The sequence below is a fragment of the Cernens ardua genome (genome assembly GCF_051251085.1).
In the GTDB taxonomy this organism is placed as follows: domain Bacteria; phylum Pseudomonadota; class Gammaproteobacteria; order Pseudomonadales; family Halomonadaceae; genus Cernens; species Cernens ardua.
Genome location: NZ_JBPCZH010000003.1, coordinates 187,175 through 206,348 on the forward strand (window position 1 = coordinate 187,175; position 19,174 = coordinate 206,348).

The window sequence follows — 19,174 nt, forward strand, 5'->3', positions numbered from 1 at the left end:
GGAAAGTCATATTTCTCGTATTTCTGTATATTTCTATAGCTGTCAGGGGAATATTCTCCTGCCTACACAAAGATTCCCGTATTAGCCAAGGAAGACAGACAATGAAACTGGTGTCCGCGATTATCAAACCCTTTAAGCTGGACGACGTGCGTGAAGCACTTTCGGAAATTGGCATTCAGGGCATCACAGTGACTGAGGTAAAAGGCTTTGGTCGCCAAAAAGGACATACCGAGCTCTACAGAGGGGCAGAGTATGTGGTGGACTTTCTTCCGAAGGTCAAACTGGAAGCAGCCATAGATGATAGTATGGTCGACCAGGTTATCGAAGCGATCTCATCTGTCGCCAACACAGGCAAGATCGGCGATGGCAAGATTTTTGTCTCTCCGCTGGAGCAAGTCATCCGTATCCGTACCGGTGAAACAGGCCCAGACGCCGTATAACTACTTCACAGGCTGTCAACGTGAAAGTGCAGCTACCCAAGCCACGCTTTCCTACCCCAGGACCTGCCAGAGAAATGTCTCGGGCAGGTCTTGTTGGCTGATGGACGTGCTCCTATTTTTCAACGAAGGCACGTTCAATCACATAGTCGCCAGCCTCCCCCATCCTCGGGGAAATCTGAAAGCCCAGCTCATCCAATACCTGAGAAGTCTCGTCCAGCATGGCCGGGCTCCCGCATATCATCGCACGGTCATTGGTGGGACTCAGCGGAGGTAATCCGATATCAGAAGCGAGCTTTCCACTACGAATATGGTCCGTCAAACGACCTTGTGTATGAAATTCGTCACGTGTAACTGTCGGATAATAAATGAGTTTTTCCCTGATTTCGTCTGCCAGATACTCATGCGTCGGCAGCGTCTCAGTGATGAACTTATGGTAAGCCAGCTCGCTCGTCCAACGGACACCGTGTACCAGAATGATTTTGTCGAAACGGTCATAGGCTTCCGGGTCCTGAATCAGGCTCATGAAGGGAGCCAGCCCTGTTCCAGTTGAAAACAAGTACAGATGCCGCCCTTCACGCAGGTCATCAAGCACCAGCGTTCCCGTCGGTTTACGGCTTACTAGAACGGAATCATCCACTTGCAGATGTTGCAGGCGGGAAGTCAGCGGGCCATCAGGTACCTTGATCGAGAAAAATTCCAGATGATCCTGATAGTTTGGGCTGGCAATCGAATAGGCACGAACTAGCGGGCGACCTTCCACTTCAAGGCCAATCATTACGAATTGCCCATTCTTGAAGCGGAGCCCACGCTCACGGGTACAGGTAAAACTGAAAAGCGTCTCGTTCCAGTGAGTTACGCTTAAAACACGCTCGGTAGAAAACTTGCTGCTCACGACCTGCTCTCTTGCGTCACATTAGACGTCTTCAAATAAAATAGGGAGCCATTTCCGTAAAAGGAAGAGTTTTATTCATTATAACCTGTCGGGGAAAGCGCGTCTGTGCTCCTTTAACATCTGTACCACATTCAATCTATACTCGTTTAACAGATGACGTCCCAAGTGCCTTGTTCTTTTGAAACATCATACTCATGATCACTTATTGCCCCTTGGGACAGCTCAACTCCTCCCCTTAGTGGCAGGAACGTACACGAGTCAGGAGTGGGCTTTGAGTGAGAGGATCCGTGATAAACGCGCAGTCGATATGATAAAGCGTCTTCATGAGTTCAGAAGTCATGATATCGGTAGGCGCTCCCGCTGCGATGATTTTTCCTTCATGCATCGCAATCAAATGGTCGGCATACCGACACGCATTCATCAGATCATGCACCACCATGATAACCGTTTTACCTTCTGCACGTGATAAATGGCGTATTAGCTCAAAAACTTCAATTTGATGACCAATATCCAGCGCAGAGGTGGGTTCATCCAACAAGAGCAGCGGTGTGGATTGTGCAATTGTCATGGCTAACCATGCTCGCTGACGCTGACCACCAGAAAGGGAGGCCAGCGGGCGATGAGCATAGTCCTCCAAGTGTGTCACCGCGAGGGAATACTCTACCCACTGCTGGTCGTCGCGGCTCCATTGCTGCCACCACCGTAAGTATGGCTGGCGCCCAAAGCGAATCAGCTCTGCGACAGATATCCCCTCAGGAGCCTGCGGTTGTTGAGATAAAAGTGCCAGGTTACGTGCAATCCAGTTGGGCGATTTACGGGATAGTGGCACATCGTCCAATAAAACCTGCCCGGCGGCAGGTTTTTTCAGCCGAGCCAATCCTGTCAGCAGGGTCGATTTACCACAGCCGTTCGGCCCGATAATGGCAGTGACCTTTTGGGGTGGAAAGACTTGAGTGAAGTCTTCAACCACCACCGTATTCGCATACGTTAGCGTCAGCCCTTCGGCCCGTAAGAGGGGTGCCCCATTAATACGCTCACCTATACGTGAGCGGCCTTTCTCCTGTTCGACATCCGACTGAGAGACTGTTTCCCTTGTATGCAGACAATCCGGGAGCAGGCCGCCTCGCTTTGGTATCGCTTTCATAGGGAACCTCCTTTTTCTGAATATCTGAACAATATCCAGAGCAGGCAAGGCCCACCCAACAATGCCGTGATAATCCCTACCGGGATTTCAATATCCCCGAAAATCGTACGTCCCAGGGTATCGGCAATCACCATTAACGTTGCGCCTGCCAACATGGCATTGATGAAAGGCACTGAATGACGGCCCGTTATCGCACGAGCTATTTCAGGCCCCATCAATCCTATCATGGCAACAGGCCCCGCCAACGCGATGGCCAGTGATGCACAGATAACAGCCTGCAGCAACAGCGCTAACCGAATGACTGAAAGCCGTATGCCCCATGCCCTGATCAAAGTGTCAGCAAAGTAGAGGGTACGTAGCCTGAAACCTAGCCAAAAAGAGACAGGCAAACACAGTGCCAATGCGACCCACATGCGTATAAGTGCAGCCTGGGAAGTATTACCTAGACTTCCGGTAGTCCATGAAGCCGTGGTATTGGCAAATTCAAGACTATTACGTGCGAGCAGCAATGTTGTCAGGGCATGGCAGAGTGCTCCTATCCCCACACCAATGACGGCGAAACCGAATCCACCTTGAGATATACCGCCAGCCAGCAGAAAGGTCAGTACGACTATCCCGAAAGCCGCGATCATGGCCCACCAGGTTGCCTCAACGCCAGAGGGAAAGAAGGCAATGGCAAATACGGCACCCAGGGTGGCGGCTTGACCTATACCAATCACGTCCGGTACAGCCAATCGATTACGTGTCAGGGTTTGCATCAGACACCCAGCTAACGCAAAGCCGGCACCACTGGCGATAGCGGCTGATATACGGGGTAGTCGTAACTCATTAATGAGGAAAAGATCAGCGGGTTCTCCGCCATGGAAAAGTGCTTCAATCACTCGGAAGGGAGAAATCATCAAATTACCGCACATCAATCCTGCCAGAGCACTAAGAAAGAGAATACAGGTCAGCCACATCCCCGCTCGAAGCGCTCGGCGGGAGACAAGAAAGCAAAAACAGGATGCATGACGGTCAGCAGAAGGACGGAATACTCGCTTTCGCAAAAAAGGGAGTACAACGTGAATCGTACCACTCAAGGTATCCACCGAACGGGAAGAAGACATCGTACGGCTTTTCACATAGGCAGCTGCTGAACAATCAAGATCACTCATTTCCTTTTCATCACGGGTCATGACGTTATCCTGTCGATACCTGTTTCAGCTTCGGTGTCTTTTTCATGGTCAATGTCTATTTCAGGATCAGTGCCTTTTTTGCCGCTCATGCCATTTTGAGTATAAATGTGCTTTCTGTAACTTCCCCCCCCCCTTCGACGATAAACAACACTGATCAGAAAGGGAGCACCCAACAATGCCATGACAAGATTAAGGGGTTGTTCGCTGGGAGGGGCAACGTTGCGGGCGCAAGTATCAGCCATTAACAGCAAAAGCGCCCCCAATAAAGCACACATGGGCAACATATAACGAGACTGCATCCCCAATAAACGACGAGCCATAGTGGGGACAAGCATGCCCAGGAATGAAATCGGCCCCGCCAGAACCACAGAGACCCCGCTCAATAAAGCGATCGCTGTTAATGCAACTGCACGAATCCACGCAGGACGATACCCCAGTGATCGAGTCATTTCTTCATTCAATATGAGAGCGGGAAAAAAGCGGGCACCACCAATAACCAATAGGATCCCCACGCTAAAAGGTATCAACACAGTGCTTATCTGGGTACGTGAGCTGCCCGCAATCGAGCCCATAACCCAGAATCGCATTTCATCCGCGGTGTGCTGATCCAGTAACAGTAAAATGGCAGTGAAGGCCATCAGTGTTCCTTTGAGTGCGGCACCGGCCAATACCAAACGAAGTGGATCATTGGAGGAAGTCCCCATCATCCCATTTCTTATACGTGAGCCTTCACGATGCTCTCGAAATACGATCATCATCGTGCCAAGCGTAAAAAGAGCGCCCAAGGAGGCTATCCACACCTGAGCCATAGCCAGGGTAACGCCCATAAACATGGAAAAAGCGACAAGTACCAATGCGGCAGGAGTCACGCCCAGCAAATCCGGATCAGCCAATGGATTTTTGGTGATTACTTGAACCAAGTATCCCGCTACCCCCAACGACACCCCGGCCAGCAAGCCCGCCCATAATCGCGGCAACCTTAACTCGCCCAAAACATATAGAGCGTCTTCGTTATCCTGCCAAAGGGAAGACAGCAAGGGCCTTGCCGATATTTCCCCGCTCCCTTGCAGGACCTCCAGCAGAGTGACACTCACCAGAAGGCAAGTAACAATAATGAAGCTGGCTTTTGGCTGGCGGGCGAATTTCAATATGCCGTAATTTGAAAAAAAGCGGCGTCTTACCAAAGGCAACTCGCTCATCCGGGAACCTCTGAGGGTCTTGGTAATACCATTTTGTTCTCGAGATCATCAAGAATAGCGTTTGCTGCCAACGGACCTGCCGCACTCGTCCACAGGGAACCATCCACCGCGATAACACGTCCCTTCCTGACAGCCTCAAGCCTTTTCATTGCAGGGTGGAGGCGTGCGCGGCCAAGCGCGCTTTCTCCCTGATGATTTAACGTCGCCAGAACAATCCATCCGTGATCAACTTGCTTCAGATGTTCTAGACCAATGACGTCTGAATGTGGTTGACGCATCATCTGACGAGCAAGGGGAAATGACGGAAACCCCAATTGCCTGACCAGCTCACCGGCAAATACCCTGTCTGACATCACCACTGCACCTTGCGGTAACCACCGAATCAGCACCAATGGCAGTTTTGTTTGGGCTCCCAATTGCACTTTGATGTGCTGAATACGTAAATCCAGTTGCCGGAAAACATCATTGATCTGCACGGACTTTCCCAGTGCAGAAGCAAACAGTAAAGCCTCTTTGCGCCAATACCCCGGCGCAAAAGGATCATCAACGATACGGGGGGGAACAATCGTAGGCGCAATGCGACTCAACCGACGATAAAGCTCAGGCTGGGTATAAGGACTAGCCAAAATCAGATCCGGCTTAAGGCCCAACACCCGCTCCAGATTAATCTCACGAGGTGTGCCCACAATTGCGACACGCTCGGTATCTTTGCGTAAGTAAGTAGCCACTGACTTGCCACCACGCGTCGCGACAGCACCAATAGGATGACTACCCACAGCCACCACAGTGTCCAGGGCCGCTTCATAGAGAGTAACAATACGTTTGGGTGAAGCAGGTACCTGCACATCACCGAAGGCTGTCTCAATGATATTACCTTCCCCGGGAAGTACTGCTGCCACTGCATTGGCGGGAGCGATGCCATTCAGGCTTGCCACTACCACGGCAAGCACAACCATCCCTTTACCTCTTGCCATAAAAAGAACCCATTGACGCAGCAACATATGCAAGTGGGTACTTACTTTTAAAGAGTAGAGAAAACGCCAGAGTGACTGACATACCTTGATGACTCGTCGGCGTCGTGAGGCAACAAAGGTACATAGTGCGTCTACACGCGGCATGATGTTAGCCGCATAACGTGACAATCGACCTGATATGAGACGATGAAACTGCTTTGGAAACAGCCATTTGAAACAGGCAATCAATAAACAAGCGGTAAGCATGATGATAAACACCCCATACGATACAGCCCCATGGATCAGCGATTCAGATAGGAATTCAGAATGCAGTAAATACTCACTAACGTACCGCATGACAAGGTCAGATAAAGTGCCATCTAAAATGTAGTGGACTAAAAAGACCAATACACCGCATTCAGAAAGAAGTGTCACTTAATTGAAAATGAGTTTCATTATATTTAGGAAAAAGAACCGTAGAATTAAGATTAAAGAAAGTTTTCTACGTGGGGGGATAAAAAAAACCGCCTAACTTTATTCAAGGTAGACGGCATGTAAAAGCGACAAGGTAAGGTGCTATGAGTGATATTGCGGGCTTGATTCGTGCAAAGCATCCAGCATGATATTCACGCTTTCGGGCGCTGTAAATTGCGAAATTCCGTGTCCAAGATTGAATATATGCCCCTCACCGTGACCATAGCTTTTCAGTGTACGGGCTACTTCGCTACGAATAACCTCAGGCGTACCAAAGAGCACATTGGGGTCCAGGTTCCCTTGAATGGCGACCTTGTTCCCTACACGTGCTCGTGCTTGAGAGAGCTCAATCCCCCAGTCCACCCCTATCGCTGAACAGCCGCTGTCTGCGATGGCTTCCAGCCACTGCCCACCCTGCTTAGTGAAAAGAATTACCGGCACTTCACGCCCTTCATGTTCGCGTATGAGCCCTTCCACGATGCGCTTCATATAATCCAGTGAGAAGGCCTGATACGCGGGTGTCGTTAACACGCCGCCCCAGGTATCAAAAATCTGAACGGCCTGTGCACCGGCCAGGATCTGCGCATTGAGGTAGTCCGTCACGCTGTCTGCCAACAATGACAAGAGAGCGTGCAATGTTTCAGGGTCGCTGTACATCATGGCCTTGATATGGCGAAAATCCTTGCTTGGGCCACCTTCCACCATGTAGGTCGCCAGTGTCCACGGACTACCTGAAAACCCTATCAGCGGTACCGTACCATTCAGCTCGCGGCGAATAACACTAACGGCTTCAGTAACATACCCCAGATCGCTTGTCATGTTCGGCTTTTTCAACGCATCAATAGCCGCCCGATCCTGTACCGGATGCGTGAATTTAGGCCCCACACCGGGCTCGAAATGTAAACCAAGCCCCATGGCATCTGGAATGGTCAGAATATCCGAAAAGAGGATAGCCGCATCCAACGAATAACGACGCAACGGCTGTAATGTCACTTCACAGGCCAGTGCCGAGTTGCGGCACAGGGACATGAAATCTCCCGCTTGCGCACGCGTTTCACGATACTCAGGCAAATATCGCCCTGCCTGACGCATCATCCAGACGGGGGTACGATCAACGGGCTGACGTAATAGCGCTCGCAGAAAACGGTCGTTTTTCAAACTCATGCAGCAATCTCGTTTGGTATGAGTGAATAATGCCCCTATTCTAACTGATAATACGGACTACTGCCGAGTTGGCTCTTCCTATAACGACTGTAACCATTACCTATTCCCTGACAGTCTCGTATGCTGAAAAAGGCCTTTTGGCATGAAAGATTAAAGGGTATTACTCAGCGTATCGATGGCAGCATTTGCCCCGTTAGAGGCATCCAGAAAGGGAGAATATGGTCTTGAGTATATTTAGACTATAAATAGGCCCAATCGTAGTAAGACGAAATGCAGAAAGAGTGATAAAGTAACGCGTTATTTCATTGATCAAATGCTGTCGGGCTACTCTGGCAGCTGATGTGAGGTCTCTGTGGCTCTACGTTATATTTCAAGCTGCCGACTACCCAATGCCATCGCCAATTTTACGATGCATGGTTTTCAGGATGATGAAACAGGCAAGGAACATGTCGCTCTGACCTTGGGTGATTTCAGTGATGGCACACCGGTGCTCGGTCGTATTCACTCTGAATGTCTGACGGGCGATGCTTTGTTTTCACGCCGGTGTGATTGCGGTTTTCAATTGGAAGAGGCCATGAAGCGCATTGCAGAAGCGGGTCGTGGCGTACTGCTTTATTTGCGTCAGGAAGGCCGTGGCATTGGACTTATCAATAAAATCCGTGCCTATCATCTTCAGGACGAAGGGTATGATACAGTCGAAGCCAATCTGGCGCTCGGATTTGAAGCAGACATGCGCCGTTATGACATGTGTGCTCCCATGCTTGAACATTTGGGTATTCATTCGCTGATGTTAATGACGAATAATCCACGTAAAGTGAGTGCATTAACCAAAGCCGGAGTCAACGTCGTCGAGCGCCAGCCCCTCACCACAGGTCTGAATGAGTATAACGAGCACTATTTGAGCACCAAGGCTAACAAACTGGGTCATATGATGACACTGGATGACTTTACGCATTCAGATGAGCAACCTTTCTGACCCCCCTCTTTTTCCTTCATTTCATCGCGACAATATATTGATTCCGCCCCGGTATTTTTGTAGCGTTGAAATGTAAGGTTAAACGCATCACCTCATGATTCTTTCAGTATTCTGCAGGGGCTCAGCCAAAGCATATTCCTTGCATGGAACTGATACATGTAAATAAATGCATGTCGCATTAGCGAAATACAGGCCTGTTATAAATTCCAATCGGCAAGAATTCAGTACCTCACTGAATTTATTCCCATTGGGCAGGTCTGACTCCAGAGAAGCATGGTGCTATCCGTGGTTCCCTTGATGATTCAGGATAGGAGAAAACGCTTTGCAATCGCCAACATCAACCAATAATAATATGCTGGATTTTCAGGGGCAGGCACGCCTTGAAGAGCGGATGAACAGTCTTAGCCATGGCTTGGGTGCATTGCTGAGTGTGGCGGGGATGGTCGTACTGATCGTAGTGGCCAGTCTGGCTGTCGATCCCTGGAAAATTGTCAGTGTCACTATTTACGGGCTATGTCTTACTGGCCTGTACCTCACGTCTACCCTTTATCACGCCGCACGCCATACCCGACGCAGGTATATCCTTCAACAGCTGGATCACTGCGCTATCTTCCTGCTCATCGCCGGTACTTATACACCTTTTGCGCTAGTGAATATGCGGGGAGACGTAGGCTGGACACTCTTTGGCCTAGTATGGGGGCTGGCAGCCATCGGTATTGTAACCAAATTGCTTTGGCCGGAACGCTTCCACGTACTGCGTGTTGCTGTCTATATCATCATGGGATGGTTGATGGTCATGTTCCCCGGCACAATGGATCAAACGCTTTCGTCAACAGGTAAATGGCTATTATTGGCGGGTGGTATGACATATACCTTTGGGGTCATCTTCTACGCCATCGAAAAACTCCCATTTAATCATGCCATTTGGCACCTGTTTGTACTGGGTGGAAGTGTGTGCCATTTCCTCGCGATCTATTTTGCGGTCATTCCATTCACTCACATTGCCATTCACACGCTTTAAGAGCGAATGGACTGACACTTTTTATGAAAAGCTATTTATAAGGGCAATACGACTGGGCTTGTTCTTACCCACATTATGCTCTTTTTCGGATCATATTGGCCTCAGTTACAGAGCTTACGGCTGTCAGCCCATTGATAGTAAAGCAATCAACCCTAACGAAGCTATTAACCAAGTGATGAGGACTCCCGGTTTCCCAGATATTCCCTGATGACCTGCGGCCCTTCCTCCGCATTGAGCTCATTCGGTGGGCCTACCCAGACGATCCTTCCTTCGGAAACAAATGCAATTCTGTCACAGGTCGTCATCAGCTCATCAGGCTGATGGCTGACCAATAAGCCACACATTTCTCTTGTTTCGATCAATTGGCGAATAAGCTTGAGCATGGTTTGCCTCTGTGCCGGCCCTAATGCCGCCAATGGCTCATCCAGCAATAGCACGGGCCGATCACGCAATAATGCACGCGCCAATGCGGCACGCGATTGTTGACCACCTGAAAGGGTACCGGGCAAGCGTGCTCCCAATGTCTCCAGCCCGACTTCTTTTAGCGCATGATCAACCTGCTGCCACTGTGCAGACGATAATTTGAGATCAGGATGAATACCAAGCCCTACATTCTGACGAAGTGTCAGGTGGGCGAAGAGGTTATTTGCCTGAAAGACTTCCGTCACCGGCCGATCAAATGCTTTTTTATGCACGATAGATCGCCCGTTCACACGAATATCCCCCTCACTGACGGGGTTAAATCCAGCAATCAGGGAAAGTAAGGTACTCTTGCCACTTCCACTTGGCCCAACAATGCCTAAACATTCACCACGATTGACCGTAAAGTTATAATGGAAATCAATTTTTTGGTAGTGAGCACTCACACTTTCAACAACCAACCCTGCTTCGCCAACGTGCGTTGTCATACAGTAACTCCCTTTCCACCCACTATTCGATCAATTCCCCAAAATAGTGCTCCAATCATTACCATAAGAAGCAACGCCGTCACGGAAGCATCCTGCGTACGATAGGCGCCCAATTGTTGATACAACAGAAGAGGCAACGTATTCAGATGCTGGTCTCCAAAGAGCGCAATAACGCCCAGATCCCCCAGGCTCATGCATGCGACCAACGCAATGCCACTGGCCAACGGCTTGCGAATCATTGGCCATACCACCAAGCGAAACCGCCCAAGCCCCTGCATCCCCAACTGTTCCATCAATGACTCATAATCGGCATTTACCCGAATAAAGGCCGGAAGCAACAAGCGAAGTAGATAGGGTACCCCCATCACTCCATTCACCAGCGCCACGAGTAAGATACTTCCGGAAAACCCCGCATTACCACGCACCAACATAAACCAGCCAGTTCCCAATACCAACGGGGATACAGCCAATCCAATTTGTCCTATAAGAGAATAGAAGCGCTGGTACCCACGAAGTTGCTGACGAGCCATCCGGCTGGCAAATGGCAAACCTATCAGCAGGGCAATGCAGACACTACATACAGCGATCATTACCGAACCACGCAAAGCCTGATAAAAGTCAGTACTTACTACCACTTTAACTATCGGCCCCTGAATGCCTTCGAAGACCAATGCCACCAAGGGGGCCAGCAACAAGGCTGCTGCCAGTAAAAGCCAGACTCCATCCCACAACCAGGCGCTCCATCCAAGTGCATCATGTCGCTGAATAACAGTCTCATTGCGAGAACGGGCCAACCATGAGGTATCCGGTGTTTTGGGAAGAATACACAGCAATACCATACCGATTACCAGCTGAGTAAGTGCTAACACCGAAGCTGTGGGCATATCGACATCGAAACGCAGACTCTGATAGATCGCAACGGGAAGCGTCGTGGCCGCAGGCCCACCGCCAAGTGCCAATATAGCGGCGAAACTACCCAGACAAAGCAACATTACCAACGAACACAGCCCGGGAAGTTGAGGTCTTATCAGCGGCCACTCAATCCAACGCCAAACTGCACGGCTTTTCATTCCCAATTGTGCCGCCAGCCGCCATGAAGTCTGTGATTCCTGCTGCCAGAGGGGAAGCAAAATGCGAACACAGAGCGGCAGATTGAAAAAAACATGAACCAACAAAATACCGGGCAAACCATACAGGCCACCCCAGCGGGGAGCCCCCAGCATAACAAGAAAATCATTCAACACGCCCTGATAGCCAAAGATTGCAATGATCCCGAATACCGCCACAATTGTTGGCAGTACAATTGGCAAACTGATCAGGGACATGAGTACGGAACGCAGGGGAAATTGAGGGCGCCTGACCAATGCACGGGCTACAGGAATGGAAAGCCCAACAGACAGGAGAGTAGAGACAAGCGCCTGCTCGAAGGTAAAAAGCAATACATGACGAATATAAGGATCATCAAAGGTCGGCTGAAAAGCGGACCAGGGTGAGAACTCTGTAACCAGAGCTCCCACCGGTACCAGCAATACCAGAACCAGCAGGAAAATAGCCAGACTCAAGCTTATTCGATCGAAAAAACGCCCCATGGAATTACTGGCTCATAGCATTTTGCCATTCACTGATCCAGGCACGGCGATTGGCATCAATTTTGTCAGGGGCCATCATCAACGTACGCGCAGGTTTTGGCGCCGCTGCAAACGGAGCAGGCAACGGGTATCCTGACGCATAGGCCGGATACATCCAGTTTCCCGTCGCCATCAGCTTTTGCACTTGGGCCGATGCCATGAATTTCAGAAACTGATCCGCCAATTGTGGATGCGGTGCATGTGCCAGCTTGGCCGCCACCTCAACCTCCATGTAATTACCCTCGTTGAAGAGAGTCGCTGCATAGTGGTCGTTATGCTCTTCCATTTGGTGATATACCGGCGATGTCGTATAGGAAAGCACCAGATTGGCCTCCCCTCGCAGGAAAAGGCCATAAGCCTCTGACCAACTTCCCGTAACCGTCACAATCTGGGGCCGCAACTTGCGCCACGCATCTGCTGCATGTTCACCATATACCTGACGCAACCAAACCAGCAGCCCAAGCCCCGGCGTACTAGTGCGGGGGTCCTCGATCACAATGCGATAATGGCCATTCAGAAGCTGATCGAAACTGTCAGGCGGATTTTTCAGCTGCGCCTTGTTATAGACGAAGGAAAACCACCCCCAGTCCACTGGCATGAACGTCGTGTCATGCCACTCCAACGGTAGCTTTGGCGAAGGCATGCCCACAGGGAGTTTCGCCATTAGCCCTGTTTTTAGTGCCTGACCACGCTGGTTATTGTCCAAGCCCAACACCACGTCTGCATCACTGCTGCTGCCCTCCAGTTGAAGGCGCGAGAGCAAGCTCCCTGCATCATCAGTTCCCACCATATTGACGCGACAGCGGCACTGGGACTCGAAGGCCTTTTTGATGGCCGGGCCGGGGCCCCAATTGGAAATATAGGAGTCATAGGTATACACGTTCAGTGTTTGCTTGCTCTCTGCGTGCACCTCGAATGGCATAATAACCATCATGAACGCGAATAATGCATACAGGGGAGAAACAAAACGCAATAACTTTTTCACCACTACACTCCCAGAATGGAAAGCGCTACGAAGGTCGCGAACAGGACAAAGTGCGTCATACCTTCAATCGCATTCGTTTCACCATCGTTCAGATTGATGGCAGCAATAATCAGGGTCAGCGACAACATCACTGTCTGCACTGGGTCCAATGCCATATTCACGCGCTGCCCCTGATAAAGGCCGATTACCTCAATCACCGGAATCGTCAACACTACCGTTGATAGCGTAGCCCCCAATGCAATATTGATAACCGACTGCATCCGATTGGCCAAAGCGGCACGCAAGGCTGTCAGGATTTCAGGGCTGGCTGAAATAAGGGCCACCACGATAGCCACCATCATCGGCGGTACGGGTAATCCCTTCAAGGAGGTATTCATCCCTGATGACATCACCTCCGCCAGAATCCCCGTCAGTATGACACCAACCACCAACACCACAACAGACCAAAGTACGCTCGTTGGCGCTTCATGATGGACTTCTTCACCGGTATTACTTTCACCAGTATTACTTTCACCGGTATTACTTGGCGTTGGAGTCGGCGATTGTTGGGAAGACGTCTGCGTTAAAGATGTCGTCGCTATCGCGTTCTGAGCTTTTTTTACCTTTTTCTTGCGTTTGTCGGGATAATTGAAGCTGAAAAAATAGCTGTGCGGCCCCGTTTGCATGCGCAAAAAGACAGAATAGAGCACCAGCATGGCAACAATATCAAAGCAGGAGAAAACCATCGAGTCATGGGCTGGAATGACCGCAGGCAATAACATTGAAATCCCCATGGCCGTCATGATCATTACCACATAGCTGCGGCTGGAATCATCATTATAAGGCTGTTCACCATGCCGAAATCCGCCCAGTAGCGCTGACAATCCAATAATGCCATTGATATCCAGCATCACTGCGGAATAAACCGTGTCGCGCCCAAGTGTCGGCGAGGCCTCATTATGTATCATGATGACCAGGATCAGCACTTCAACCAGGACTGCTGCCAATGTCAGGATCATCGTGCCATACGGATCACCGACCTTTTCTGCCAGTTTTTCCGCATGGGTCGAGACACGCATTGCGGCCGCGACAATAATCACAACCAGCAGCACGGTGATGATCGAAGTGACCAAGCGTCCGGCACTCAACCATGTATGCTCAAGACCGAACCCAGCGATAGCTGCCAATACAGCGACCAATAACGGCCATTCTGATCTGACTCGTTGCCACATTTTATTTACCTGCCTGTTGAAGTGTGACAGTGCCCGGCAAAGGCCTGCAATTTATAAAACATCTGACTAGTCATTATAGGGGGTAATGGATATAAATGCCCATCATCACCCTCTGGAAGTACACAGCCTTCATCAGGCCCCACTACGAGTAAGCAGCACATGAAAAGCACAGTTTCAGTCGAGGAAAAATACGGGAAGAAAACCGGATACATGAAGAAGGTGGGAGAGCACTGGACGCCCGTTTAAAATACGCGCATTATCCGCACCCACAGGCGCTTGCTATTTTGCATAGAGTGTCAACGAATGTTGTTTCGACAGAACGTAATTTGAATATATAGAGGCGGCTCATCCAGTGTCAGCATCGTCACCTCCCCATATGCCATCCATTGGCACTCGGCTCTCAAGTATTCGTCAGTCACAAGGGTATTCCCAGCGCAAAGTGGCTGAGCTGGCTGGCTTGACACATAGTGCCGTGAGTAGCGTCGAGCAGGACAAAGTCTCCCCGTCGATCAGTACACTCCATAAGATACTGGCCGTTTACCATATCTCACTGGCTGACTTCTTCGCAGAAGATGAGGACAAACGCCCCGCGTCCATCATTATTGAGGCAGAGGATCTGGTACAGTGGGAATCACAAGGCGTTGCCCTTCAATTACTCAGAAGCCAAGAAGGTGCGAAAAGTCTTGGCATGATGATCGAAACCTATGCACCGGGAAGCTCCACAGGGGAACAATTAACCCATGAAGGTGAAGAAGTAGGTACTGTGCTGGAAGGGAGTATTGAAATACTCTATGACGGACAAACCTACCTGTTGAGCCCGGGACAGAGCTACGCGATCAACACCAACATCCCCCACACATTCAGAAACCCCGGGCATGTTCCCTGTAAATTAATCAGTGCCAACACCCCTCTTACGTTGTAGTTATAAATGTAAATGTAAGTGTGAGCGTAGGCACAGCATTCCATCAGCGTGACGGGTTAGCCGTCAGATCCCCAAACGATCCCTCAACGCATAATATACGGCGCCCATTGCTGATAGAGGCACACTGAAACGTCGCCCTCCCGGCATCGGCAAATGCGGTAGTGAAGCAAACGCATCGAAACGCTCAGCCTGCCCCTTCAGCGCCTCGGCAAACACCTTGCCTGCCAAATGAGTTGTCGTTACCCCATGGCCACTATAGCCCTGCATGTAATAAATATTCGGCGTGATCCGGCCAAACTGTGGCAACCGCGAAAGAGTAAGCAGGAAGTTGCCTGTCCATCCATAATCGATACGTACGCCGCTTAGCTCAGGAAAGGTCTTTAACATTTTGGGGCGAATCATCTTCTGAACATTTTCAGGATCGCGTGCGCCGTACACCACCCCGCCACCATAAAGCAAACGGTGATCGGCGGTCAGTCGGAAATAATCCAGTAAATAATTGCAGTCTTCGACACAATAATTATGTTTGAGCAAATGCGCACGTTGCGCTTCACTCAGGGGCTCGGTCGCAATGATTTGTGTGCCGCAGCGCATATTGCGTGCGTGCAGTTCAGGCTCTACTCCGGTCAGATAGGCATTGCCTGCCACCAACACAAATTTTGCGGTTACCTGCCCATGAGGTGTTTTGACGACTGCAGGATCTGCATGATCAATATGAATAGCAGGGGATTGTTCGAAGACCTTGCCACCTAATGCCCGAATGGCGTCTGCTTCCCCCAAGGCCATATTCAGGGGATGAATATGACCGCCAGTATGATCCAACAAGCCCCCCGTATAACGGTGGGAGCCTACTTCATCGCTGATTTCATCATGATCAAGCAGTTCAAGCCGAGTGTTCCCGAAACGTTCCCACAAGGCCTTGTGTTCAACAAGCCCTTCAAACTGACGCCTGTTGAGTGCTGCGAAAATACCACCGTCACGTAAATCGCACTGGATATCGTACTGCTTGATACGATCACGAATAATTTGCCCGCCCTCAAACATCATGGAGGCCAACATACGTGCTGTATCCGTGCCATAGCTCTTTTCGATAACATCAATATCGCGGCTATAGGAATTCACTAACTGACCGCCATTACGTCCACTGGCACCATAACCAATACGAGAAGCCTCAAGCACGACCACGTTGAAACCGGCCTCGGCCAGAAAAAGTGCACTGGAAAGTCCAGTAAACCCGCCTCCCACAATACACACGTCACACTCGATGCTCTCATCAAGAACAGCGAAAGGACGATGCGAATGACGGCTACTGGCATAGTAGCTGGCAATATACTGCTGTTCTACTTGATCCGAATTGGATGAAGTATTGGAAGCACCGGTTGCATGCGCACTCATGACACGTCTCCAGTCAAGGATCACTTCTTGTTCGAACGAAACCTTTGCCTTATAAACTCGATGAAAGGTGGTATCAGTGAAGCGATAATAAGAGCAATAATCAGGTAATTAAGATTACGGTGAACAATCGGCATGTCACCGAAGAAGAAACCTGCATATACAAACAATGCCGCCCAGGCAATACCACCCACCACGTTATAGCGAATGAAGTGCCAGTAGCTCATGTGTCCCATACCCGCTACAAAGGGTGCCAACGTACGAATGATGGGCACAAAGCGCGCAATGATAATGGATTTGCCTCCATGCTTTTCGAAGAAAGCATGCGTCTTCTCCAGATATTTCGGATGCATCAAGCGGGCATTGAGATTACTGAACAGCTTTTCGCCTACAAAGCGACCTATCAGGAAATTAACGGTATCCCCCAAAATGGCCGCCAACACCATCAGTAGCGCCAGCAGATGAACATTCAGAATGTTGTGGGGTGATGCTGACATGGCGCCTGCTACAAACAGGATAGAATCTCCCGGCAAAAAAGGTAGCACCACGAGGCCTGTTTCACAAAAAATGATCAGAAACAGAAATGCGTAAACCCAACCGCCATAGGTGACAATCAGTGAGTTCAAATGCACATCGATGTGCAGAATAAAATCTATAAGAGCGTGAATATAGTGCACGAATAACCAAGTCCAAAAGTCTTTCAAGCCTACAGCACAGGCTTGTGTATCCAGATGCGATAGCACATCGAAACGTGTTGAAATAGAAGCTAATGCTCCGCCAATGTATGATTGTGAGCCAAATAATCCCGAACCTGACGGACGATACCATCAGCCGTCAGGCCCACTTGCTCAAGCAACGTCTCACGGCTACCGTGGCTGACAAATACATCAGGCAAACCCAATCGAATCAGCTGAGGGGGCACATGCGTCCTCTTGACTGCCGGATCAGCTTGAGCACTGCATAGCGCTTCTGCCACCGCGCCGCCCGCCCCACCCGAGGTGACATTATCCTCTACCGTAATCAGTATAACGTGTTGAGAAACCGCTTCATGCAACAAGCGGACATCCAATGGCTTCACAAAGCGCATATCAATCACACTGGCACCAAGTCTCGCCGCTGCCTCAATGACCTCGGGTAATAAACCACCAAAGTTCAGCAGTGCCATCGCAGACTGACGCTTGCAAAGCCACGCACCCTCTCCCCAACGAAATTCGGGCACCTGACCATTTTCCAAAGGAATAGCCTGACCGCGAGGATACCGCACCGCGCAGGGCCCCGCATAGTGATAGGCAAGATCAAGAGCTTGGCCAAAAGATTGAGGCTCTGAGGGTGTCATCACGACCAGATTAGGAATAGCACGCAAATAACTGATATCAAAGGCACCGTGATGTGTAGGGCCGTCTTCGCCTACCAAACCGGCACGATCTACCGCGAGGGTGACATCCAGCTCTTGGAGTGCAATGTCATGAATCAGCTGATCATAGCCACGTTGCAGAAAGGTCGAATAAATGGCGACCAGTGGCTTGGTACCGGCTGTCGCCATGCCTGCAGCCAACGTCAATGCATGCTGTTCAGCGATAGCCACATCAAAAAAGCGCTGCGGAAATCGTGTCGAAAAGGGAACCAGCCCGGAGCCTTCACTCATAGCCGGGGTAATCGCCACCAAACGTGGATCCTGCGAAGCTCTTTCACAGATCCATTGCCCAAAAACATCCTGATATTTAGGGAAGTCATGCGATCCCTTGGTAGGCGTTGAAGGCGAATGACTATGCCCCGCGAGAGTATCTTCCTCGGCAGGAGTAAAGCCTGCTCCCTTTTGAGTAACAACATGAAGTAACCGTGGCCCCGATGGCGCCTCCTGATTTTCCAAGGCCGCCAGAATCGCCTCAATATCATGGCCATCAATCGGGCCGGAATAGTCAAATCCCATCATCCGGAAGAAAGCAGCCGTGGTGGCCACCGACGTGGATTCATCGTCGGGGAGATGAAGGTTCCCATAGTGGAAGGCACTGGCCAAATGTTCGGCAACTGCCCCTACATTGGGGGATATCGACATGCCATTATCGTTTAAAATAACGGTCAGATCCGCATGCTCCCCCCCTGCGTGGGAAAGTGCCTCAAAGGTCATACCGCAGCTCAGAGCACCATCACCCACAATTGCACAGGCGCGCCCAGGTTGATTCAAGACACGACGAGACAACGCTATACCAAGCGCCGCAGAAACAGCGGTTCCGGCATGGCCGACACCAAACGCATCATGGGGAGATTCCTGTCGGCTGGGGAAGGGAGCCAGCCCCCCCCACTGTCGAATGGAGCCCAATGCTTCACGACGCCCTGTCAGTATCTTGTGCGGATAGGCCTGATGCCCAACATCCCACACGATCCGATCTTCCGGTGCAGAATAATAACGATGCAAAGCGATCGTGAGCTCGACCACACCAAGACCCGCTCCTAAATGCCCCCCTTGCCTCCCTACGTGATACAGCAAATAGGCGCGAAGTTCATCAGCCAGCTGATTCAATTGTGTGATAGACAATGCCTGAAGCGCATCGGGAGCCTCGATCCGATCAAGTAAGGGGGTTACCGGGCGCTGCATTGGAAAACGTTCAAAACGCTGCATAGTCACGTGTCTATGCCTCCAAAAGGCTATATTTCCATAAGGGCATGTTCAGGACACGTTTCGAAAAACC

At 50.4% G+C, this 19,174-nt stretch carries 17 protein-coding genes; 4 read left to right on the top strand and 13 right to left on the bottom strand.

Annotation, left to right across the window (positions count from 1 at the left end; all coding sequences use genetic code 11):
* Positions 1-101 precede the first annotated feature (101 nt).
* A complete protein-coding gene (gene glnK, locus LMG33818_RS07530) occupies positions 102-440 on the top strand; it encodes a P-II family nitrogen regulator (RefSeq protein ID WP_442322749.1) in 339 nt (112 codons plus the stop codon).
* 112 nt (positions 441-552) lie between these two features.
* Here the strand turns inward: glnK and LMG33818_RS07535 are convergent, their stop codons facing one another.
* The 6 genes from LMG33818_RS07535 to hemE form a co-directional block, all read right to left on the bottom strand.
* A complete protein-coding gene (locus LMG33818_RS07535; protein WP_442322750.1) occupies positions 553-1,332 on the bottom strand; it encodes a ferredoxin--NADP reductase in 780 nt (259 codons plus the stop codon).
* Positions 1,333-1,567: 235 nt separating this feature from the next.
* Complete coding sequence (locus LMG33818_RS07540; protein WP_442322751.1) at positions 1,568-2,476, bottom strand: ABC transporter ATP-binding protein; 909 nt, start codon at positions 2,474-2,476, stop codon at positions 1,568-1,570.
* Complete coding sequence (locus LMG33818_RS07545; protein ID WP_442322752.1) at positions 2,473-3,651, bottom strand: FecCD family ABC transporter permease; 1,179 nt, start codon at positions 3,649-3,651, stop codon at positions 2,473-2,475. The genes LMG33818_RS07540 and LMG33818_RS07545 overlap by 4 nt, the downstream gene beginning before the upstream one ends.
* Positions 3,648-4,850 carry a FecCD family ABC transporter permease gene (locus LMG33818_RS07550; RefSeq protein WP_442322753.1) on the bottom strand — a complete coding sequence of 401 codons (1,203 nt, stop codon included), beginning with the start codon at positions 4,848-4,850 and terminating at the stop codon, positions 3,648-3,650. Before LMG33818_RS07550 ends, LMG33818_RS07545 begins: the two co-directional genes overlap by 4 nt.
* Entirely contained in the window at positions 4,847-6,070 is a 1,224-nt protein-coding gene (locus LMG33818_RS07555) for an ABC transporter substrate-binding protein (RefSeq protein ID WP_442322754.1), read from the bottom strand. Before LMG33818_RS07555 ends, LMG33818_RS07550 begins: the two co-directional genes overlap by 4 nt.
* Positions 6,071-6,379: 309 nt before the next feature.
* Positions 6,380-7,441, bottom strand: a complete 1,062-nt coding sequence (gene hemE, locus LMG33818_RS07560; protein WP_442322755.1) for a uroporphyrinogen decarboxylase — start codon at positions 7,439-7,441, stop codon at positions 6,380-6,382.
* 352 nt (positions 7,442-7,793) lie between these two features.
* Between hemE and ribA the strand changes: the two genes are divergently transcribed.
* Positions 7,794-8,417, top strand: a complete 624-nt coding sequence (gene ribA / locus LMG33818_RS07565; RefSeq protein WP_442322756.1) for a GTP cyclohydrolase II — start codon at positions 7,794-7,796, stop codon at positions 8,415-8,417.
* 322 nt (positions 8,418-8,739) lie between these two features.
* Complete coding sequence (gene trhA / locus LMG33818_RS07570) at positions 8,740-9,438, top strand: PAQR family membrane homeostasis protein TrhA (RefSeq protein ID WP_442322757.1); 699 nt, start codon at positions 8,740-8,742, stop codon at positions 9,436-9,438.
* 164 nt (positions 9,439-9,602) lie between these two features.
* Here the strand turns inward: trhA and LMG33818_RS07575 are convergent, their stop codons facing one another.
* Genes LMG33818_RS07575 through LMG33818_RS07590 form a run of 4 tightly spaced genes read right to left on the bottom strand, consistent with a single transcriptional unit; the run spans position 9,603 to position 14,170 of the window.
* Positions 9,603-10,346, bottom strand: a complete 744-nt coding sequence (locus tag LMG33818_RS07575; protein ID WP_442322758.1) for a thiamine ABC transporter ATP-binding protein — start codon at positions 10,344-10,346, stop codon at positions 9,603-9,605.
* Positions 10,343-11,935, bottom strand: coding sequence for an ABC transporter permease subunit (locus LMG33818_RS07580; protein WP_442322759.1), 1,593 nt, complete (start codon positions 11,933-11,935; stop codon positions 10,343-10,345). The genes LMG33818_RS07575 and LMG33818_RS07580 overlap by 4 nt, the downstream gene beginning before the upstream one ends.
* Positions 11,936-11,939: 4 nt before the next feature.
* Positions 11,940-12,959 (bottom strand): thiamine ABC transporter substrate binding subunit, encoded by a 1,020-nt coding sequence (thiB, locus tag LMG33818_RS07585; RefSeq protein ID WP_442322760.1) that lies wholly within the window; start codon positions 12,957-12,959, stop codon positions 11,940-11,942.
* A 2-nt stretch (positions 12,960-12,961) separates the two neighbouring features.
* A complete protein-coding gene (locus LMG33818_RS07590) occupies positions 12,962-14,170 on the bottom strand; it encodes a calcium:cation antiporter (protein WP_442322761.1) in 1,209 nt (402 codons plus the stop codon).
* A gap of 352 nt (positions 14,171-14,522) precedes the next feature.
* Between LMG33818_RS07590 and puuR the strand changes: the two genes are divergently transcribed.
* Complete coding sequence (puuR, locus tag LMG33818_RS07595; RefSeq protein ID WP_442322762.1) at positions 14,523-15,092, top strand: HTH-type transcriptional regulator PuuR; 570 nt, start codon at positions 14,523-14,525, stop codon at positions 15,090-15,092.
* A 63-nt stretch (positions 15,093-15,155) separates the two neighbouring features.
* Here the strand turns inward: puuR and LMG33818_RS07600 are convergent, their stop codons facing one another.
* Genes LMG33818_RS07600 through LMG33818_RS07610 form a run of 3 tightly spaced genes read right to left on the bottom strand, consistent with a single transcriptional unit; the run spans position 15,156 to position 19,104 of the window.
* Positions 15,156-16,487 carry an NAD(P)/FAD-dependent oxidoreductase gene (locus LMG33818_RS07600; RefSeq protein ID WP_442322763.1) on the bottom strand — a complete coding sequence of 444 codons (1,332 nt, stop codon included), beginning with the start codon at positions 16,485-16,487 and terminating at the stop codon, positions 15,156-15,158.
* Positions 16,488-16,507: 20 nt separating this feature from the next.
* Positions 16,508-17,227, bottom strand: a complete 720-nt coding sequence (locus tag LMG33818_RS07605) for a DedA family protein (protein ID WP_442322764.1) — start codon at positions 17,225-17,227, stop codon at positions 16,508-16,510.
* Positions 17,228-17,250: 23 nt separating this feature from the next.
* Positions 17,251-19,104: a 1-deoxy-D-xylulose-5-phosphate synthase gene (locus LMG33818_RS07610; RefSeq protein ID WP_442322860.1), complete on the bottom strand. Its 1,854-nt coding sequence runs from the start codon at positions 19,102-19,104 to the stop codon at positions 17,251-17,253.
* Between the last annotated feature and the right edge of the window lie 70 nt (positions 19,105-19,174).

Excerpts from the sequence above, each read along its gene's own strand:
- LMG33818_RS07540 (WP_442322751.1), bottom strand. The coding sequence starts at position 2,476 with ATGAAAGCGATACCAAAGCGAGGCGGCCTGCTCCCGGATTGTCTGCAT.
- LMG33818_RS07590 (WP_442322761.1), bottom strand. The coding sequence starts at position 14,170 with ATGTGGCAACGAGTCAGATCAGAATGGCCGTTATTGGTCGCTGTATTG.
- LMG33818_RS07610 (WP_442322860.1), bottom strand. The coding sequence starts at position 19,104 with ATGCAGCGTTTTGAACGTTTTCCAATGCAGCGCCCGGTAACCCCCTTA.
- LMG33818_RS07580 (WP_442322759.1), bottom strand. The coding sequence starts at position 11,935 with ATGGGGCGTTTTTTCGATCGAATAAGCTTGAGTCTGGCTATTTTCCTG.
- glnK (WP_442322749.1), top strand. The coding sequence starts at position 102 with ATGAAACTGGTGTCCGCGATTATCAAACCCTTTAAGCTGGACGACGTG.
- LMG33818_RS07600 (WP_442322763.1), bottom strand. The coding sequence starts at position 16,487 with ATGAGTGCGCATGCAACCGGTGCTTCCAATACTTCATCCAATTCGGAT.
- LMG33818_RS07550 (WP_442322753.1), bottom strand. The coding sequence starts at position 4,850 with ATGAGCGAGTTGCCTTTGGTAAGACGCCGCTTTTTTTCAAATTACGGC.
- LMG33818_RS07555 (WP_442322754.1), bottom strand. The coding sequence starts at position 6,070 with ATGCTTACCGCTTGTTTATTGATTGCCTGTTTCAAATGGCTGTTTCCA.
- LMG33818_RS07545 (WP_442322752.1), bottom strand. The coding sequence starts at position 3,651 with ATGACCCGTGATGAAAAGGAAATGAGTGATCTTGATTGTTCAGCAGCT.
- hemE (WP_442322755.1), bottom strand. The coding sequence starts at position 7,441 with ATGAGTTTGAAAAACGACCGTTTTCTGCGAGCGCTATTACGTCAGCCC.
- LMG33818_RS07575 (WP_442322758.1), bottom strand. The coding sequence starts at position 10,346 with ATGACAACGCACGTTGGCGAAGCAGGGTTGGTTGTTGAAAGTGTGAGT.